This window comes from Variovorax sp. YR752, from assembly GCF_943372545.1.
The window spans coordinates 1-16,909 of record NZ_CALRZC010000018.1; the positions used below are offsets into that span (position 1 = coordinate 1).

Here is a 16,909-nt window from a genome sequence, read left to right on the forward strand (position 1 = left end):
CCACCCCACAACCCACCCCGAGAACGCCCCCCATGACGATCAAGGACGTCGCCGACGACCACCCCGACCGCGACGGTGCCGCCGTCAAGCGCGCAGTGGCCAACAAGCTGCTCTCCGCCGTCGGCAAGGACCCCGTGGCCGCCAGCCCCGACGACTGGCTGCACGCCACCGCACTGGCCGTGCGCGACCAGCTCGTCGAGCGCTGGATGACGACCACGCGCGCCAACTACGCGCAGGACCTCAAGCGCGTGTACTACCTGTCGATGGAGTTCCTCATCGGCCGCACCTTCACCAACGCGCTGCTCGCTGTCGACCTCTACGGCATCGTGCGCGAGGCGCTGGCCGACTTCGGCGTCGACATGGCGGCGCTGGCCGAGCGCGAGCCCGATGCGGCGCTCGGCAACGGCGGCCTGGGGCGGCTCGCCGCCTGCTTTCTCGATTCGATGGCCACGCTCGGCGTGCCCGGCATGGGCTACGGCATCCGCTACGAATACGGCATGTTCCGCCAGCAGATCGTCGACGGCCAGCAGGTCGAGACACCCGACTACTGGCTCACGCGCGGCAACCCGTGGGAGTTCCAGCGGCCCGAGGTGAACTACCGCGTGCGCTTCGGCGGCCGCGTGCAAAAGCGCGAAGGCACCAATGCGCCCTACGGCGCGGCCGACTGGGTCGACACGCACGACGTGCGCGCCGTCGCCTACGACACGATCATTCCCGGCTACGGCACGCAGGCCACCAACACCTTGCGGCTGTGGTCGGCGCGCGCGACCGAAGAGATCGACCTGTCGGCCTTCAACCGCGGCAACTACATGCAGGCGGTGGAGAGCAAGAACCACTCCGAGAACGTGTCGCGCGTGCTCTACCCCGACGACTCCACGCCCTCGGGTCGCGAACTGCGGCTGCACCAGGAATACTTTTTCTGCAGCGCCAGCGTGCAAGATTTGTTGCGGCGCTACCTGCGCAACCACACGAGCTTCGACCAGCTGTCGGACAAGGTGAGCATCCACCTGAACGACACGCACCCGGTGCTCGCCGTGCCCGAGCTCATGCGCCTGCTGCTCGACGAGCACGGCCTCGCGTGGGATGTGGCCTGGGGCCACACGCAGAAGGTGTTCAGCTACACCAACCACACGCTGATGCACGAGGCACTGGAGACCTGGCCGGTCGAGATGCTCGGGCGCATCCTGCCACGTCACCTGCAGATCATTTACGACATCAACGCGAAGTTCCTGGCCACGGTGACGCAGAAGGTGGGCAACGACGTCGAGCTGATGCGTCGGCTGTCGCTGGTCGACGAAGCGGGCGAGCGGCGCGTGCGCATGGCGTATGTGGCGGTGCTTGCGAGCCACTCGATCAACGGCGTGTCGGGGCTGCACTCGGAGCTGATGAAGCAGTCGATCTTTTCCGACTTTGCCAAGATCTTTCCCGAGCGCTTCAACAACAAGACCAACGGCGTCACGCCGCGCCGCTGGCTCGCACAGGCCAATCCGCCGCTGGCCGGCCTGCTCGACCAGCGCATCGGCAAGGGCTGGCGGCGCGACCTGTCGCAGCTCGAAGCGTTGCGGCCGATGGTCGCGCAGCCTGCCTTCGTGCGCGCCTTTCGCCACGCCAAGCGCGAGAACAAGCTGCGGCTGGCCAACTGGGTCGGCGAGCACCTGAAGCTCGACCTGGACACCGACGCGATGTTCGACGTGCAGGTCAAGCGCATCCACGAGTACAAGCGGCAGCTGCTCAACGTGCTGCACGTGATTGCGCGGTACCACCGCATCCTCGATGCGCAGGCCAGCGGTGCGCCGGTCGACATCGTGCCGCGCGTGGTCGTGTTCGCGGGCAAGGCAGCCTCGGCCTACGCGATGGCCAAGCAGGTGATCCGTCTGATCAACGACGTGGCGGCCACCGTGAACGCCGACGCGCGCGTGGGCAAGCTGCTGAAGGTGGTGTTCCTGCCGAACTACAGCGTGAGCCTGGCCGAGATCATCATGCCGGCGGCCGACCTGTCGGAGCAGATTTCCACCGCGGGCACCGAGGCCTCGGGCACCGGCAACATGAAATTCGCGCTCAACGGCGCGCTCACCATCGGCACGCTCGACGGCGCCAATGTCGAGATGCGCGAGAACGTCGGCCCCGAGAACATCTTCATCTTCGGCCACACCACGCCCGAGGTGGCCGACATCCGCGCCCGCGGCTACCAGCCGCGCGAGATCTACGAAGAAAACGCCGAACTCAAACGCGTGCTCGACGCCATCCGCGACGGCGCGTTCTCACCGGGCGAGCCGGCGCGCTACCAGGGCATCTACGACGCGCTCGTGAACTGGGGCGACCACTACCTGCTGCTGGCCGACTACGCGAGCTACGTGGCCAAGCAGGCCGAGGTCGATGCGCTGTACCGCGACGCGGACGCGTGGACGCACATGGCGATCCTCAATGTGGCGGGGATGGGCGCGTTCTCGTCGGACCGGACGATCGCGGAGTACGCGCATGAGATCTGGCATACGAAGCCGGTCGTGCTGAGCTGAGTCTTCGGTATTTCTCCCTCCCCTTCCGGGGAAGGGGAAGGGGAAGGAGCAAAGCCAGGCTCAGCGCGGTTTTGCCGGCGCCGCTTCCGCCTCGGTCACGAACCCGATCCGGCTCAACCCCGCCTTGTTCGCGATCCCCATCAGCGCCACCACCTTGCCATACGGCACGGTCTGGTCGGCGCGCAACTGCACCTCGGTGTCCTTGCTGTCGGCGGCGGCCTTCTCGAGCTGCGCCGTCAGCTCTTCATCGGTCACGGGCTTGTCGTTGAAGAAAGTCTTGCCCGACGCATCGACCGACAGGCTCACGAACTTGGGCGTGTCGTTGGGCTGGCCCGCGTCGGTCTGCGGCAGGTCGAGCTTGATCGAGCTGGCCATCAGCGGCGCGGTGATGATGAAGATCACCAGCAGCACCAGCATCACGTCGACCAGCGGTGTGACGTTGATGTCGGACAGCGGGCGCTGCCCGCCCGCGCCCACGGCACGCCCGCCGCCTGCGGCGCTGCTGCCTAGCGATGTGCGTCCGAAGGCCATGGTGTGTGTGCTGCTCTCTAGACGGGCATCGGCCGCGCAGGCGGCGGTGCGGCGGGCTTCGGCGCTTCGCCGAAGCTGCCGAGCAGGTCGTGCGCGAAGCCTTCGAGCTCGGCCTCGACGCGGCCCACCACACGACCGAACACGTTGTAGGCCAGCACGGCCGGAATGGCGACGGCAAGGCCGAAGGCCGTCATGACGAGCGCCTCGCCGACGGGCCCGGCCACCTTGTCGATGGTGAAGCCGCCGGTCTGGCCTGCGATGCCCGCCAGTGCGCCGTAGATTCCCCAGACGGTGCCAAGCAGGCCGACGAAAGGCGCGGTGGCGCCCACGGTGGCCAACAGGATCTGCCCGGCCTGCAGGCGCCGCAGCGCGCCGTGCAGCGCGCCGCGCAGCACGCGCGTGAGGCGCTGGTTGCGATCGACCGTGGCGCCCAGCGTGCCGCCGGGGGCTTCGGTGGCGGCCTGGCGCAGCGCGGCCACGGCGGGGCGCACGAGTTCGGCGCGGTCGAAGGCCTGGAGCTTCTGCTCGGCCTCGACCAGGGTGGCCGATTGCCAGAACGCCGCGATGCTGCGCAGCACGTCGCGCGTGCCGCCGCGCAGCAGCCAGGCTTTCCAGAGAATCACGACCCAGCTGGCGATCGACATCGCGAGCAGCAGCGCGGCCACCGAACGGCTGACGCCGTCACCGTGGGTCAGCAGTTCGAGCACGCTCATTCGCGTCCTTGGTTGTGGTCGCCTGGCTTAGCGCAGGCCGAGTACGTCGAACATGTCGAACAGGCCGTTGCGCTGGCCGCCCAGGAAGCGCACCGCACGCAGCGCGCCCTGCGCGTAGGTCACGCGGCTGGACGACTTGTGGGAGATTTCGATGCGCTCGCCGATGCCCGCGAACAGCACGGTGTGGTCGCCCACGATGTCGCCGCCGCGGATGGTGGCGAAGCCGATGGTCGACGGGTCGCGCTCGCCCGTGATGCCTTCGCGGCCGTACACGGCGCAGTCCTTGAGGTCTCGGCCCAGCGCGTCGGCGATCACTTCGCCCATCTTGAGCGCGGTGCCCGAGGGGGCGTCGACCTTGAAGCGGTGGTGGGCCTCGACGATCTCGATGTCGTAGCCGGTGGCCATGGCGCGGGCGGCCATGTCGAGCAGCTTGAGCGTGACGTTGACGCCCACGCTCATGTTGGGCGCCATCATGATGGCGATGTCCTTGGCGATCTCGGCAATCTCGGTCTTCTGCGCATCGCTGAAGCCGGTGGTGCCGATCACGGCCTGCACGCCCAGCTCACGGCACACGGCGAGGTGCGCCATCGTGCCTTCGGGGCGGGTGAAGTCGATGAGCACCTGCGCGTCTTGCAGGCCGGTGCGCAGGTCGGCCACGATGGGCACGCCGCTGGTGAAGCCCAGGAAGGCCGCGGCATCGGCGCCGAGGGCGGCGCTGCCCGTGATGTCGAGCGCGCCGGCCAGGCGGCAGTCGGGGGCATTGCGCACGGCCTCGATCAGCATGTGGCCCATGCGGCCCGAGGCGCCGGCAATCGCGACCCGGCGCAGCGCGGGAGCGGAGGAAGAAGAAACGGAAGTGGGGGTGGTGGTCGGTTCAGTCACGGCGATTCAGTCTTTGAAAAGTCCCTACGGGAGCCATGGACACCGACGCAAGCCAACCACCGGTCCGGCGGGCACCGCCCGCAGGTGGGGTGGCCGCCGCCGGAGCCCTGCCGCGCACGCTCAGCGCGCAGCTTCGAGCGGGGGGTAGGCGGCCGGCAGCGCGGGCACGGGGGCTGCCGGGGTGCCGGTGGTGTCGGCTTTCTTGTCGTCCTTGGCGGGCGCAAATTTCTTGAGCTCGTCTTCGGTGGCCTCGAGCTGCGGCACCTTGCCGGTCTTGCGGCGGGTGTCGAGCGTGGCGACGAACTCTTCTTCGCTGGGCATCTCGTCGCCCTGGAAGCGGTCCATGAGTTCACCGTTGAAGAACACGGTCAGGCGGCGCTCCTGCGGATCGACGCCCTGGCGGCGGATCGTGAAGACGTAGTCCCAGCGGTTGGCGTGGAAGACGTCGTTCAGCAGCGAGGTGCCGAGGATCTCGCGCACCTGTTGGCGCGACATGCCGGGCTTGAGTGCCGCGACCTGTTCCTTCGACACGAAATTGCCCTGCACCACTTCGACTTTGTAGGGGGTGACGGCAGACAGCGCGCCACGCGTGCGTTCGCTGAAACCGCTGCAGGCACCGAGGGCGAGCGTCGCCGCAATGGCAGCAACCAGCAACCAGGGCCGGCGTTGGAGGATGGCAGGCATGGGAGAAGAGGGGGTAGCGATATGATCGAACATTGTAGCGGCCGAGCCTGAAGGCCCGGCCTCAGCCCAGGGCGCAGGAACCATCATGGCCAACATCGACGAACTCAAGAACACCGGCCTCAAGGCCACCTTGCCGCGACTGAAGATCCTCGAGATCTTCCAGACCGGCAGCCAGCGGCACATGACAGCGGAAGATGTCTTTCGCGTGCTGCTCAACGAACACTCCGACATCGGACTGGCCACCGTGTACCGCGTGCTGACGCAGTTCGAGCAGGCCGGCATCCTGGAGCGCAGCCACTTCGAAAGCGGCAAGGCGGTCTACGAGCTGAACGAAGGCACGCACCACGACCACCTGATCTGCACCTCGTGCGGCAAGGTCGAGGAGTTCTACGACGCCGAGATCGAGCGCCGCCAGCAGATGATCGCCAAGGACAAGGGCTGGATCCTGCAGGATCACGCGATGTCGCTGTACGGCCTGTGCGGCGACTGCGTCAAGAAGCGCTGACGCTGAAGACCTGTTGAAGCAGACAGCGGCCCTTCCAGCCCTTCAGCTGGAAGGGCTTTTTTCTTTGCTCAGTCCGGATCGCGCCCGCTCTCCATCGCCTTGTGGTGGCGCGCCACGAAATCGGCGTAGGTGTCGATGCCGCGCAGCTGCAGGATCGAATTGCGCACCGCGGCTTCCACCAGCACGGCGATGTTGCGCCCCGCCACCACCTGGATGATGACCTTGCGCACCGGGATGCCCAGCACGTCCTGCGTGAGCGGCGCCGAGGGCATGCGCTCGTAGTCGCGCTCGAAGCTGTCGCGCCGCACGAGGTGCACGATGAGCTTCAGCCGCATCTTCCGGCGCACGGCCGTCTCGCCGAAGATCGCGCGGATGTCCAGCAGGCCGATGCCGCGCACCTCCAGCAGGTTCAGCAGCAGGTCGGGGCAGCGCCCCTCGATGGTGTTCTGGTTGATGCGGTACAGGTCGACCGCGTCGTCGGCCACGAGGCCGTTGCCGCGCGAGATCAACTCCAGGCCGAGCTCGCTCTTACCGAGGCCCGACTCGCCCGTGATCATCACGCCCATGCCCAGGATGTCCATGAACACGCCGTGCATCGAGGTGCGCTCGGCGAAGTGCTTGGACAGGTAGGCGCGCAGCAGGTCGATCACGAAGGCCGATGATTCGCGCGTGGCAAAGAGCGGCAGCTGGGCCCGCTCGCAGATCGACAGCAGCTCGTCGGGCGCGGCCTGGCCGTCAGCCAGCACCAGCATCGGCGGCTCCAGCGTGACGATGCGCCCGATGCGGCGCACGCAGTCTTCCTTGCTGCCGCGCGTGAGGTAGGCCACCTCGCGCGCGCCCAGAATCTGCACGCGGTACGGGTGGATGTAGTTCAGGTAGCCGACCAGGTCGGCGGCCGACTGCGCGCGGCTGATGACATCGGGGTCGAACTGGCGCTCCGAGGCGCCGAGCCCCGCGAGCCATTCCCAGCGGAGCGATCCGCGGAACTCCTCGAACATGGCATCGGCGCTGATGACGGTCGGCTTCATGCGTGCGGCGGCCGGCGCGGGACGCCGGCATTCTGGTCAGGATGGAGGGAGAGAAAAGCGTCGCCGCAGCTTATCAGCAGCGGCCCGCCCGGCGCGTGCGCTCAGGCGACCTGGGTCGATTGCCAGCCGGCAATGAGGCCGTGCAGTGCGGCGGCGTCGGTACTGGACTTGATCTGCTCGCGCAGGCCGGCGTCGCTCAGCAGCTCGGCAATTTCAGACAGGATTTCGAGGTGCTTCTGCGTGGCCGCTTCGGGCACCAGCAGGAAGATCAGCAGCGCCACGGGCTGCTCGTCGGGAGCGTCGAAGCCGATGGGGTTCGCCAGCTGGAACACCGCGGCCATCGGCGCCTTGAGGCCCTTGATGCGGCCATGCGGAATGGCAACGCCATGGCCCAGACCGGTGGAGCCGAGGCGCTCGCGCGCAAACAGGCTGTCGGTGATAAGGGCACGTCCCAGGCCGTGAAGGCTTTCGAACAGAAGACCAGCTTCTTCGAAAGCACGTTTCTTGCTGGTGGCGTCAACGCTCACGAGCACTTGAGCGGGCGGCAGGATGGACGCGAGGCGATTCATGGTGGGGTCAGGGCGGGGGCGATTATGCACCTCCTCGGTAAAAACCCCCAGTCCCCCTAATTACTTTCGTCTACATGTGTTGCCAAGAGGCGTCGCCTCCTCTGGAGGCCTTTGCAAAGCCCCACCAATGTGGTCGGACAAACAAAAGGCCGCCCGAAGGCGGCCTGAGATGCGGGGCGCGGGGCCCGGCGTTTACATCACGCGCTTGGGTGCCACGTGATGGTGGTCTTGCAGGCGATCCTTGTGGCGGACCACCTGGCGGTCGAGCTTGTCGACCAGCTCATCGACCGCGGCGTAGAGATCAGCGTGGCTCGATTCCGCGAACATGTCACTGCCCTTGACGTGGATGTTGCATTCCGCCTTTTGGCGGCGTTCCTTTTCCTTCTGCTTTTCCACCGTGAGGATCACCTTGACATCGACCACCTGGTCGAAATGTCGCGTGATCCGGTCCAGCTTGCTCGTGACGTAGGTGCGCAAGGCAGGTGTGACGTCGAGGTGATGACCGCTGATCGTCAAATTCATGAATGACCTCCTGAGAATTGACGGTTGGGGAAATGACCGCACTCCGGGATGAAGCGTGGCCGGCGAAACAGGTGTGGGGGAGAACGGGAGAAGAGGAAGAGAGAGGTGAGAAAGGGGGCGGTCGGATTCACTATGCCCAAGCTGTCACGGTATTGCAATACCGGGGCTTGCCCGAGTGACGGGCCGGTGTATTGCATGCCCTAATCCGCTATTGTTTCCATAGCTGTCCCCGTGCAGGGGTATGCGGTTGCGGCACATTGGAAGCAAGTGTTTCCACACATCGCACGCAGTGACCCTCCCGACCGAAGGGCTGGCCCGCTCAGCGCCAGGCGGCGCGCATGCGGTTGCGCAGGTCGATCACCGCGGCCGGTGGCGGCACGGCGGGCGGCAGCACCGGAGGCGGCGGCCAGGTCTGCAGCTCGAAGCCTGCGAGGTCGGACTCGGTGATGAAGCGGGTGCGGTTGGCGTACAGGTGCCGGTCGCCGCGCGCCGCCTGCTGCGTGATGTGAAAGCGCTGCGGCATCACCAGGTGCAGGTGGTCGCGGGCCCGCGTCATTGCCACGTAGAGCAGGCGCCGCTCTTCTTCCAGCTCGTGCGCGCCCTGCGCCACGTCGGCCGGCATGCAGCCGTCGACCACGTTGATCACATGCACCGAATTCCACTCCTGGCCCTTGGCCGAATGGATGGTCGACAGGATCAGGTAGTCCTCGTCGAGCAGCGGCGGGCCGGGCCGGTCGCTGGTGGCTTCGGGCGGATCGAGCGTGAGCTCGGTGAGAAAGCGTTCGCGCGAGCCGTAGCCGCCCGCGAGCCGCGCCAGTTGCTCGACATCGGCACGCCGCACGCCCGAGGTGTCTTCGTACAGCCGCTCCAGGTGCGGCTGGTACCACTGCATCGCGACCTCCACATCGGCCGGCCACTTCAGCGACGGTTCGCGCAAGGCGGTATAGGCCTGGGCGAAGTCGGCCCACTGTTCGCGCGCGGCCGACGGCGGCACGAAGTCGCGCACGGCCGCGGCCGGGTCGGCCGCCTGGTCCATCGCGTCGAGCAGGCGCGTGCCGGTGGCCGGGCCCACGCCGGGAATGAGCTGCGTGACGCGAAAGCCCGCCATGCGTCCGCGCGGGTTCTGCGCGAAACGCAGCACCGCGAGCAGGTCCTTCACGTGCGAGGCCTCGAGAAACTTGAGCCCACCGAACTTCACGAACGGGATGTTGCGTCGCGCCAGTTCCAGTTCGAGCGCCGCGCTGTGCGACGAGGTGCGAAACAGCACCGCCTGCGACTTCAGCGCCAGTCCGCCCTCGCGGTGCGCCAGGATCTTGTCGGCCACCCAGCGCGCCTGCCCGGCCTCGTCGGGCACGAGCACCAGCACCGGCTTGCCGGCCGAGGGCTTGTCGGTCCACAGCGTCTTGGCGTGCCGCTCGGCGGCCTGCGCGATGACGCGGTTCGACGCGTCGAGGATCGGCTGCGTCGAGCGGTAGTTGCGCTCCAGCGTGACGATGCGCGCCTCTTGCGAAAACTGCGACGGAAAGTCGAGGATGTTGCGCACCGTGGCGCCGCGGAACGAATAGATCGACTGCGCGTCGTCGCCCACCACCGTCACGCCGCGCCCGTCGGGCTTCATGGCCCGCAGGATCGCGGCCTGCAGCAGGTTGGTGTCCTGGTACTCGTCGACCAGCACATGGTCGAAGCGCGCGCCGACATGCGCGGCCAGCGCGGGCTCGGCGACCATTTCGGCCCAGTAGAGCAGCAGGTCGTCGTAATCGAGCACGTTCTGCTGCTGCTTGGCCTCGACGTACGCCCCGAACAGCATCCTGAGCTGGGCCTCCCACTCGGCGCACCAGGGAAAGTTGTCTTTCAGCACCTCGGCCAGCGGCGCGCGCGTGTTCACGCAGCGCGAGTAGATCGACAGGCAGGTGCCCTTGCGCGGAAAGCGGTTGACCGTGGACGACAGCCCCAGCTCATGCCGCACCAGCCCCATGAGGTCTTCGGCGTCGCCGCGGTCGTGGATGGTGAAGTTCTCGTCGAGCCCGATCTGCGCGGCGTACTCGCGCAGCAGCCGCGCGCCGATGCCGTGGAAGGTGCCGGCCCACGGCAGCGCCGGCGGGCGTTCCGACTTCAGGCCCAGCACACGCGCCAGCACCTGGCCCGCGCGGCGCTCCATTTCCTGCGCGGCGCGGCGCGAGAAGGTGAGCAGCAGCAGGCGCTGCGGATCGACCCCGCCCGCGATCAGGTGCGCCACCCGGTGCGCCAGCGTGCTGGTCTTGCCCGACCCTGCGCCGGCGATCACGAGCAGCGGCCGGTGGTCTTCGCCGAGCGCCGCCCCCACGCCGTGCTCGACCGCCGCGCGCTGGTCGTCGTTGAGCGCAGCAAGCGCCGCGGCCAGGCGCTCGGCTTGCGTCTTGGGTGCGGTGGAAACAATGGGGGGCGCAGCGGTCTGCATGGGCACGACTTTACTGTATGTCCGTCCAGTTCGAGTGCCTTGCCGCCCAATGGCCAGTGACATAATCGCGCCTCGCTGCAACCGGAGACTCCCCATGGAAACCGCCCCGTCTCGGCAGCTTTCAACTCCCTTGCGACGCCGCGCATGATGTACTGACGCCGGGTCTGCGGGAATTGAAAGCGCCCCTCCCTCGCCCATCGTTCAGTCATTCCCGGGAGTGAGCCCATGCTCAATATCTTTACGCTCGCCAACGGCCGCCTCGTCCAGGAAGAGATCGAGTCGCTCGAAGAGCTCTCCAAGTTCCAGCCGATCTGGGTCGATCTCGAGTCGCCCACGCTCGAAGAAAAGCGCTGGATCAAGCAGTACTACGGCCTCTCGATTCCCGAAGACGCGATGGACGAGGACATCGAGGAGTCGGCGCGCTTCTACGAAGAAGACAACGGCGAACTGCACATCCGCTCCGACTTCTTGATCGACGACGACGAAGACCCGCGCACCGTGCGCGTGGCTTTCATCCTCAACCAACACAACACCGACCTGCGCAGCCGCGGCGTGCTGTTCTCGATCCACGACGAAGACGTGCCCGTGTTCCGCCTCTTGCGCATGCGCGCACGCCGCGCGCCGGGGCTGATCGAAGACGCCAAGGAAGTGATGCTCAAGCTCTTCGACGCCGACGCCGAATACTCCGCCGACACGCTGGAGAACATCTACGACGAGCTCGAAGTGGCGGGCAAGAAAGTGCTCTCGGGCAACGTCACCGACGAGCTGGCCGGTGAAGTGCTCGGCCTCATCGCGCGGCAGGAAGACTTGAACGGCCGCATCCGCCGCAACGTCATGGACACGCGCCGCGCCGTGAGCTTCATGATGCGCAGCAAGATGCTCAACGCCGAGCAGTTCGAAGAGGCGCGGCAGATCCTGCGCGACATCGAATCGCTGGACAACCACACGGCCTTCCTCTTCGACAAGATCAACTTCCTGATGGATGCGACCGTCGGTTTCATTAACATCAACCAGAACAAGACCATCAAGATCTTCTCGGTGGCCAGCGTCGCGCTGCTGCCGCCCACGCTGATCGCGAGCATTTACGGCATGAACTTCAAGTACATGCCCGAGCTCGACTGGCAGGGCGGCTACCCGTACGCCCTGGCGCTGATGGCAGCGAGCGCGCTGGGGCCGATGTGGTACTTCCGCCGGCGCGGCTGGCTCAAGTAACGCCGCGCATCGGGTGCTAGAGTGACTGCCGACAGGCAGTTGACCTGGAGGGCCCCGTGCGCAGACTTCGTTTCCTCACCAACCGCCACCGCGCGCCGTCGACGAACACCGCGCTCGGCCTGCTGCTGGCCTTCAATGCCGGCGCCGTCAATGCGGGCGGCTTCCTCGTGCTGCACATGTACACCTCGCACATGACCGGCTTCGCCTCGCAGCTGGCGGACGGCATGGTGCTGGGCAACCTCACGTTGCTGCTGAACGCGTTGGGCGCGATCCTCGCGTTCGTGAGCGGCGCCGCGGTCTGCGCGGTGCTGGTGAACTGGGCACGCCAGCATCGGCTGCATGGCGTGTATGCGCTGCCGTTGCTGCTGGAGGCCGCGCTGATGTTCCCGTTCGGGCTCGCCGGCGCCATCACGCTGACCTGGGCCACGCCGTTCGCGGTGCCGCTCACAGTGCTGCTGCTGTCGTTCATCATGGGGCTGCAGAACGCCGTGGCGTCGAAGACCTCGGGCGGCAGCACGCGCACCACCCACATGACCGGCAACATCACCGACGTGGGGATCGAGCTGGGCAAGATGCTCTACTGGAACCGACGCGCGCCGTCCACACCGCTGCCGGTGCGCCACGACCGCAGCCGGCTGCGCCGCTGCGGCGGGCTGGTCGGCATGTTCGTGCTCGGGGGCGCGGTGGGCGCGCTGGGCTTCAAGCACGTGGGCTTCATCTGCGTCGTGCCGCTGGCCGCGCTGCTGCTGGCGCTTTCGATCCCGCCACTGCTGCGCGACCTGCCGTCGCTGCGCCGGCTCGCGCCGTAGCTTTTTTCAGGCCGCGTCGCGCGGCAAGGAGGCGAGCCACGCGTCGACGAGGGCCAGGCTGTAGCGGCTCGCCACCTCGGCCACGAAGCGCGTGAAGTCGCCGTGCGCGGCATCGTCGGCGCGGTCTGAAATGGTCCGCAGTGCCGCGAAGGGCACGCCGTAGTCGTGGCAGGCCTGCGCCATCGCCGCGCCTTCCATCTCGACCGCGAGCGCATCGGGCAACGAGCGCTGCAGGGCCCCGCTTTCCGCGGTGGTCGACACGAAGCGGTCGCCACTGATCAGCAGGCCGCGATGGACCTTCGGTGACCGCAGATGGAACTCATCGACAGCCTTCTGCCCCACCAGGCTCACCGGGTCACGCAGGGCACCTTCAGCCACCGCCGCCAGTGCATCGCCGATGGCCGCATCGGCCGCGAAGCGTGCACGCCCCATCAGCGGCACCTCGTACTTCGGAAAGATCGGCGAGGCGTCCATGTCGTGCTGCAGCAGCTCTGTCGCCACGACCACGTCGCCGACGTTCACGCCCGGCGCGAGTCCGCCCGCCACGCCCGTGAACACGATCGCCCGCACGCCGAAGCGTTCGAGCAGCACCGTGGCCGTGACCGCCGCCGCGACCTTGCCGATGCGCGACAGCACCGCGACCACGGGCTGGCCCTGCAGATGGCCGATCCAGAAGTCGCGACCGGCGACGCGCACGCGCTGCTCGTCGGGCATTCGCGCAAGGAGCGCGCTCAGCTCCTCGTGCATGGCCGCCACGATGGCGATGGGTGCAACCACCACGGCTTACTTGATGTCCACGCCGTAGAACGTATGGCGGCCGAAGGGGCTCAGCTTGAAGTCGACCACCTCCTTGCGCACCGGCTTCAACTGCACCGCGTGCGCGATGGTGAACCACGGCGCCTGCTCCTTGAAGATGACCTGCGCCTTCTTGTAGAGCGCATCGCGGTCGGCCTGCTTGACCGTGCTCTTGGCCTTCACCACGAGGTCTTCGTACGGCTGGTAGCAGAACTTCGAGATGTTGCTGCCGCTAGCCGACTTGGCCGAGGCGCAGCCCAGCAGCGTGTACAGGAAGTTGTCCGGGTCACCGTTGTCGCCGGTCCAGCCCAGCATGCCCATCTGGTGCTCGCCGGCCTGCAGGCGCTTGCGGTACTCGCCCCATTCGAAGCTCTTGATCTCGGCCTTGACGTTGATCTTGGCGAGGTCGGCCTGCATCAGCTCGGCGATGCGCTTGGCGTTCGGGTTGTACGGGCGCTGCACCGGCATGGCCCACAGGTCGGTGCTGAAACCGTCGGGGAAGCCGGCCGTCGCCAGCAGCTTCTTCGCCGCTTCGGGGTCGTACGGATCGTCCTTGGTCGCATCGTTGTAGGACCACATGGTCGGCGGAATCGGGTTCTTCGCAGCCACGCCGGTCGTGAGGTACACGCCGTCGATGATGGCCTTCTTGTTGATCGCCATGTTGATGGCCTTGCGCACGCGCACATCGTCGAAAGGCTTCTTCGTCGTGTTGTACGAGAGGTAGCCGACGTTCAAGCCGGGCTGCTCCAGCACCTGCACATTCGGGTCCTTGCGGATCGCATCGAGGTCGGCCGGGTTCGGGTACGGCATGACGTGGCACTCGCCCTTCTGCAGCTTGGCCCAGCGCACCGAGGCATCGGGCGTGATCGCGAACACGAGGTCGTCGATCTTCGCCTTGCCGCCCCAGTACTGCGGGAAGGCCTTGAAGCGGATGATCGCGTCTTTCTGGTACTGCACGAGGTAGAACGGGCCGGTGCCGACCGGGTCCTGGTCGACCTTCTCGGGCGTACCGGCCTTGAGCATCGCGATGGCGTATTCCTTCGACTGGATGCCCGCGTACTGCATCGCCAGGTTGGCCAGGAACGGCGCCTCGGCCTGGTTGAGCGTGATCTTCACCGTGTGGTCGTCGATGCGGTCCACCGATTTCAGCAGCTTAGGCATGCCCATGTCGTTGAAGTACGAGTGGTTCTGGCTCGTGACCTTGAAGAAGGGGTCGCTCTCCTTCCACTGGCGCTCGAGCATGAAGATGAAGTCGTCGGCGTTGAAGTCGCGCGTGGGCTTGAAGCTCTTGCTCGTGGTGTGCCACTTCACGCCCTTGCGCAGGTGGAAGGTGTACACCGTGCCGTCAGCCGAGATGTCCCATTTTTCAGCCAGGCCCGGCATGACCTTGGTGCCGCCGCGCTCGAACTCGACGATGGTGTTGTAGACCTGCGTGGTCACGTCGAACGACGTGCCGGTGGTGTTCATGCCCGGGTAGAAATTTTCCGGGCTTCCTTCGGAGCAGTACACCAACGTCTTGGCTGACACGGCGCCGCAGGCCAGGGTAAGGGCCGTGAGCGCTGCCGGTGCCAGGAGCGCCAGCTTTTGTGAGCGGCGCGAAACGGAGGACTGGGTCGTCATGGGGACTCCTCGAGACAGGGTTGAAAAAATCGCCACGTCACTCTTCAGGAAGCGGCGAGCACGGGACCATCGGCGCGCACGACAGGCGCGCCATCGAGAAACTGCTCGGCGAAGTGGCAGGCCACCAGCCGTTCGTCGAGCGCGCGCAGCGCGGGGCGCTCCTCGCGGCAGCGCGGCTGCACGTGCGGGCAGCGCGTGTTGAAGACGCAGCCCGTGGGCGGATTCAGCGGCGACGGCAGCTCGCCCTTGAGCACGATGCGCTGGCTGCTCAGGCCCGGCGTCGAGGCCAGCAGCGCCTGCGTGTACGGATGCAGCGGCCGCGCGAAGATGCGCGACTTGGGCCCGTGCTCCACCGCATGGCCGAGGTACATCACGAGCACGTCGTGCGCAATGTGGCGCACCACGCCCAGGTCGTGCGAGATGAAGAGGTACGCCAGCCCCAGCTCGGCCTGCAGGTCGGCCAGCAGGTTCAGCACCTGCGCCTGGATCGACACGTCGAGCGCCGACACCGGCTCGTCGGCCACCAAGAGGCGCGGCGACAGCATGAGCGCACGCGCAATGGCGATGCGCTGGCGCTGGCCGCCCGAGAACATGTGCGGGTAGCGGTTGGCGTACTCGGGGCGCAGGCCGACACGGGCGAGCATCTCGCGCGCCTTGTCGGCGCGCTCGGACTTGCTCAGCGTGGTGTTGATGGCCAGCGGGTCTTCGAGCACCGCCGAAATTTTCTTGCGCGGGTTGAGCGAGCCGTACGGGTTCTGGAACACCAGCTGCACGGCTTGGCGCAGCTCGCGCTTGCGTTCGTGCGGCGGGCTCACCGCATCGGCGCCGATCAGCGTCAGCTGCCCCGCAGTGGGCTTCTCGATCAGCGCGACCATGCGCGCGAGCGTCGACTTGCCGCAGCCCGATTCGCCCACCACAGCGAGCGTGCGGCCGCGTTCGAGGCGGAACGAGATGTCGCCCACGGCACGCAGCTGCGCCGGCGCACGGAACAGCCCGCGCCGCACGTCGTAGGTGCGCTGCAGGTTGCGCGCCTCGACCACGATCTCCGGCGGTGCGTCGCTCATGGCAGCACCTCCGCGATGGCAGCGCGCGGCGGGTCTTGCGCGATGGCTTCGGCGCGCCCCGGCTCGCCGAGCGGAAAGTGGCAGCGCACCTCGGCGCCCTGCCACGCACGCAGCGCCGGTCGCACCTGGCAGGCACGCTCGGTGACGTAGCCGCAGCGCGGTGCGAACAGGCAGCCCGCGGGCCGGTCGTGCACACCGGGCACCACGCCGCTGATGGTCGCGAGCCGCCCCTCGGGCGCGGCACGCTCGGGCAGCGCCGCGAGCAAGGCCTCGGTGTAGGGGTGCTGCGGCGAGGCGAACAAGCGATCGACGCGCTGGTGCTCCATCACCTGCCCCGCGTACATCACGGCGATGCGCTGTGCCATCTCGCTGACCACGCCCATGTTGTGCGTGATGAGCACGAGCGCCATGCCGCGCTCCTTCTGCAGGTCGCGCAGCAGGTCGAGGATCTGCGCCTGGATGGTCACGTCGAGCGCGGTGGTCGGCTCGTCGGCGATCAGCAGGCGCGGGTTGCAGGCAATGGCCATCGCGATCATCACGCGCTGGTTCATGCCGCCCGAGAGCTGATGCGGGTAGCTGCCCAGGCGCGACGAGGCGGCGGAAATGCCCACCTGTTCGAGCAGCTCGGTGGCGCGCTTCTTCGCCTCGCGCTTGTCGAGCTTCAAGTGCAGCCGCAGCGTTTCCATGAGCTGGAAGCCGATGGTGAAGCAGGGGTTGAGGCTGGTGGTCGGCTCCTGGAAGATCATCGCGACCTCCTTGCCGACCAGCGTGCGGCGCGCCTTGTCGGAGATGCCGAGCAGCTCCTTGCCCGCAAAGCGCATGTGCTCGGCGCGCACGCGGCCCGGGTAGCCGACGAGGCCCATGAGCGCCATCATCGTGACGCTCTTGCCCGAGCCCGATTCGCCGACGATGCCGAGCACCTCGCCCTCTTCGAGCGTGAGGCTCACGCCGTCGACGGCGTGCATCACGCCACCTTGCGTGGGGAACTCGACGTGCAGGTCCTTGATGTCCAGCAAAGGCAT

General features: G+C 67.2%; 16 protein-coding genes. 4 read left to right on the forward strand and 12 right to left on the reverse strand.

The window, feature by feature from the left end; genetic code table 11:
* The first annotated feature begins 32 nt into the window (after positions 1-32).
* Positions 33-2,516, forward strand: coding sequence for a glycogen/starch/alpha-glucan phosphorylase (locus AAG801_RS06475; protein ID WP_341887676.1), 2,484 nt, complete (start codon positions 33-35; stop codon positions 2,514-2,516).
* Positions 2,517-2,576: 60 nt separating this feature from the next.
* Here the strand turns inward: AAG801_RS06475 and AAG801_RS06480 are convergent, their stop codons facing one another.
* From AAG801_RS06480 to bamE, 4 genes are all read right to left on the reverse strand, one after another.
* Positions 2,577-3,047: a biopolymer transporter ExbD gene (locus AAG801_RS06480; protein WP_341887677.1), complete on the reverse strand. Its 471-nt coding sequence runs from the start codon at positions 3,045-3,047 to the stop codon at positions 2,577-2,579.
* A gap of 17 nt (positions 3,048-3,064) precedes the next feature.
* Positions 3,065-3,760, reverse strand: coding sequence for a MotA/TolQ/ExbB proton channel family protein (locus AAG801_RS06485; RefSeq protein ID WP_341887678.1), 696 nt, complete (start codon positions 3,758-3,760; stop codon positions 3,065-3,067).
* A gap of 27 nt (positions 3,761-3,787) precedes the next feature.
* Positions 3,788-4,588, reverse strand: coding sequence for a 4-hydroxy-tetrahydrodipicolinate reductase (gene dapB / locus AAG801_RS06490; RefSeq protein ID WP_341887709.1), 801 nt, complete (start codon positions 4,586-4,588; stop codon positions 3,788-3,790).
* Between the two features lie 174 nt (positions 4,589-4,762).
* A complete protein-coding gene (gene bamE, locus AAG801_RS06495; RefSeq protein WP_101493352.1) occupies positions 4,763-5,326 on the reverse strand; it encodes an outer membrane protein assembly factor BamE in 564 nt (187 codons plus the stop codon).
* 85 nt (positions 5,327-5,411) lie between these two features.
* Here bamE and fur point away from each other — a divergent pair, with 85 nt between their 5' ends.
* Positions 5,412-5,831: a ferric iron uptake transcriptional regulator gene (gene fur, locus AAG801_RS06500; protein ID WP_056584276.1), complete on the forward strand. Its 420-nt coding sequence runs from the start codon at positions 5,412-5,414 to the stop codon at positions 5,829-5,831.
* A gap of 68 nt (positions 5,832-5,899) precedes the next feature.
* On the opposite strand, the gene hprK is transcribed toward fur, so the two are convergent.
* The 4 genes from hprK to AAG801_RS06520 all read right to left on the reverse strand — a co-directional run bounded on the left by hprK (position 5,900) and on the right by AAG801_RS06520 (position 10,387).
* On the reverse strand, positions 5,900-6,859 hold the full coding sequence (gene hprK, locus AAG801_RS06505; protein WP_062481041.1) for an HPr(Ser) kinase/phosphatase: 960 nt from the start codon (positions 6,857-6,859) through the stop codon (positions 5,900-5,902).
* Positions 6,860-6,960: 101 nt separating this feature from the next.
* Positions 6,961-7,428, reverse strand: a complete 468-nt coding sequence (locus AAG801_RS06510; protein ID WP_042581318.1) for a PTS sugar transporter subunit IIA — start codon at positions 7,426-7,428, stop codon at positions 6,961-6,963.
* A gap of 192 nt (positions 7,429-7,620) precedes the next feature.
* A complete protein-coding gene (gene raiA, locus AAG801_RS06515) occupies positions 7,621-7,950 on the reverse strand; it encodes a ribosome-associated translation inhibitor RaiA (RefSeq protein WP_101493353.1) in 330 nt (109 codons plus the stop codon).
* A gap of 319 nt (positions 7,951-8,269) precedes the next feature.
* Positions 8,270-10,387, reverse strand: coding sequence for an ATP-dependent helicase (locus AAG801_RS06520; protein WP_341887679.1), 2,118 nt, complete (start codon positions 10,385-10,387; stop codon positions 8,270-8,272).
* A 225-nt stretch (positions 10,388-10,612) separates the two neighbouring features.
* Here AAG801_RS06520 and corA point away from each other — a divergent pair, with 225 nt between their 5' ends.
* Entirely contained in the window at positions 10,613-11,599 is a 987-nt protein-coding gene (gene corA / locus AAG801_RS06525; protein WP_101493355.1) for a magnesium/cobalt transporter CorA, read from the forward strand.
* A 56-nt stretch (positions 11,600-11,655) separates the two neighbouring features.
* Positions 11,656-12,408: a YoaK family protein gene (locus AAG801_RS06530; RefSeq protein ID WP_153281024.1), complete on the forward strand. Its 753-nt coding sequence runs from the start codon at positions 11,656-11,658 to the stop codon at positions 12,406-12,408.
* A gap of 6 nt (positions 12,409-12,414) precedes the next feature.
* Here AAG801_RS06530 and AAG801_RS06535 read toward each other — a convergent pair whose 3' ends face one another.
* The 4 genes from AAG801_RS06535 to AAG801_RS06550 are packed head-to-tail and all read right to left on the reverse strand — an operon-like array spanning position 12,415 to position 16,909.
* A complete protein-coding gene (locus AAG801_RS06535) occupies positions 12,415-13,185 on the reverse strand; it encodes a 5'-methylthioadenosine/adenosylhomocysteine nucleosidase (RefSeq protein WP_341887710.1) in 771 nt (256 codons plus the stop codon).
* 6 nt (positions 13,186-13,191) lie between these two features.
* Entirely contained in the window at positions 13,192-14,823 is a 1,632-nt protein-coding gene (locus AAG801_RS06540; protein ID WP_192194597.1) for an ABC transporter substrate-binding protein, read from the reverse strand.
* A gap of 44 nt (positions 14,824-14,867) precedes the next feature.
* The gene (locus AAG801_RS06545; protein WP_341887680.1) at positions 14,868-15,887 is read right to left on the reverse strand and encodes a peptide ABC transporter ATP-binding protein; all 1,020 of its coding nucleotides are present in this window, start codon (positions 15,885-15,887) and stop codon (positions 14,868-14,870) included.
* Entirely contained in the window at positions 15,884-16,909 is a 1,026-nt protein-coding gene (locus tag AAG801_RS06550) for an ABC transporter ATP-binding protein (protein WP_341887681.1), read from the reverse strand. Before AAG801_RS06550 ends, AAG801_RS06545 begins: the two co-directional genes overlap by 4 nt.

Bases quoted from the DNA above. Each gene is read 5' to 3' on its own strand.
- AAG801_RS06475 (WP_341887676.1), top strand. From the start codon at position 33: ATGACGATCAAGGACGTCGCCGACGACCACCCCGACCGCGACGGTGCC.
- AAG801_RS06480 (WP_341887677.1), bottom strand. From the start codon at position 3,047: ATGGCCTTCGGACGCACATCGCTAGGCAGCAGCGCCGCAGGCGGCGGG.
- AAG801_RS06485 (WP_341887678.1), bottom strand. From the start codon at position 3,760: ATGAGCGTGCTCGAACTGCTGACCCACGGTGACGGCGTCAGCCGTTCG.
- bamE (WP_101493352.1), bottom strand. From the start codon at position 5,326: ATGCCTGCCATCCTCCAACGCCGGCCCTGGTTGCTGGTTGCTGCCATT.
- fur (WP_056584276.1), top strand. From the start codon at position 5,412: ATGGCCAACATCGACGAACTCAAGAACACCGGCCTCAAGGCCACCTTG.
- hprK (WP_062481041.1), bottom strand. From the start codon at position 6,859: ATGAAGCCGACCGTCATCAGCGCCGATGCCATGTTCGAGGAGTTCCGC.
- AAG801_RS06510 (WP_042581318.1), bottom strand. From the start codon at position 7,428: ATGAATCGCCTCGCGTCCATCCTGCCGCCCGCTCAAGTGCTCGTGAGC.
- raiA (WP_101493353.1), bottom strand. From the start codon at position 7,950: ATGAATTTGACGATCAGCGGTCATCACCTCGACGTCACACCTGCCTTG.
- AAG801_RS06520 (WP_341887679.1), bottom strand. From the start codon at position 10,387: ATGCAGACCGCTGCGCCCCCCATTGTTTCCACCGCACCCAAGACGCAA.
- corA (WP_101493355.1), top strand. From the start codon at position 10,613: ATGCTCAATATCTTTACGCTCGCCAACGGCCGCCTCGTCCAGGAAGAG.
- AAG801_RS06540 (WP_192194597.1), bottom strand. From the start codon at position 14,823: ATGACGACCCAGTCCTCCGTTTCGCGCCGCTCACAAAAGCTGGCGCTC.
- AAG801_RS06545 (WP_341887680.1), bottom strand. From the start codon at position 15,887: ATGAGCGACGCACCGCCGGAGATCGTGGTCGAGGCGCGCAACCTGCAG.
- AAG801_RS06550 (WP_341887681.1), bottom strand. From the start codon at position 16,909: ATGCCTTTGCTGGACATCAAGGACCTGCACGTCGAGTTCCCCACGCAA.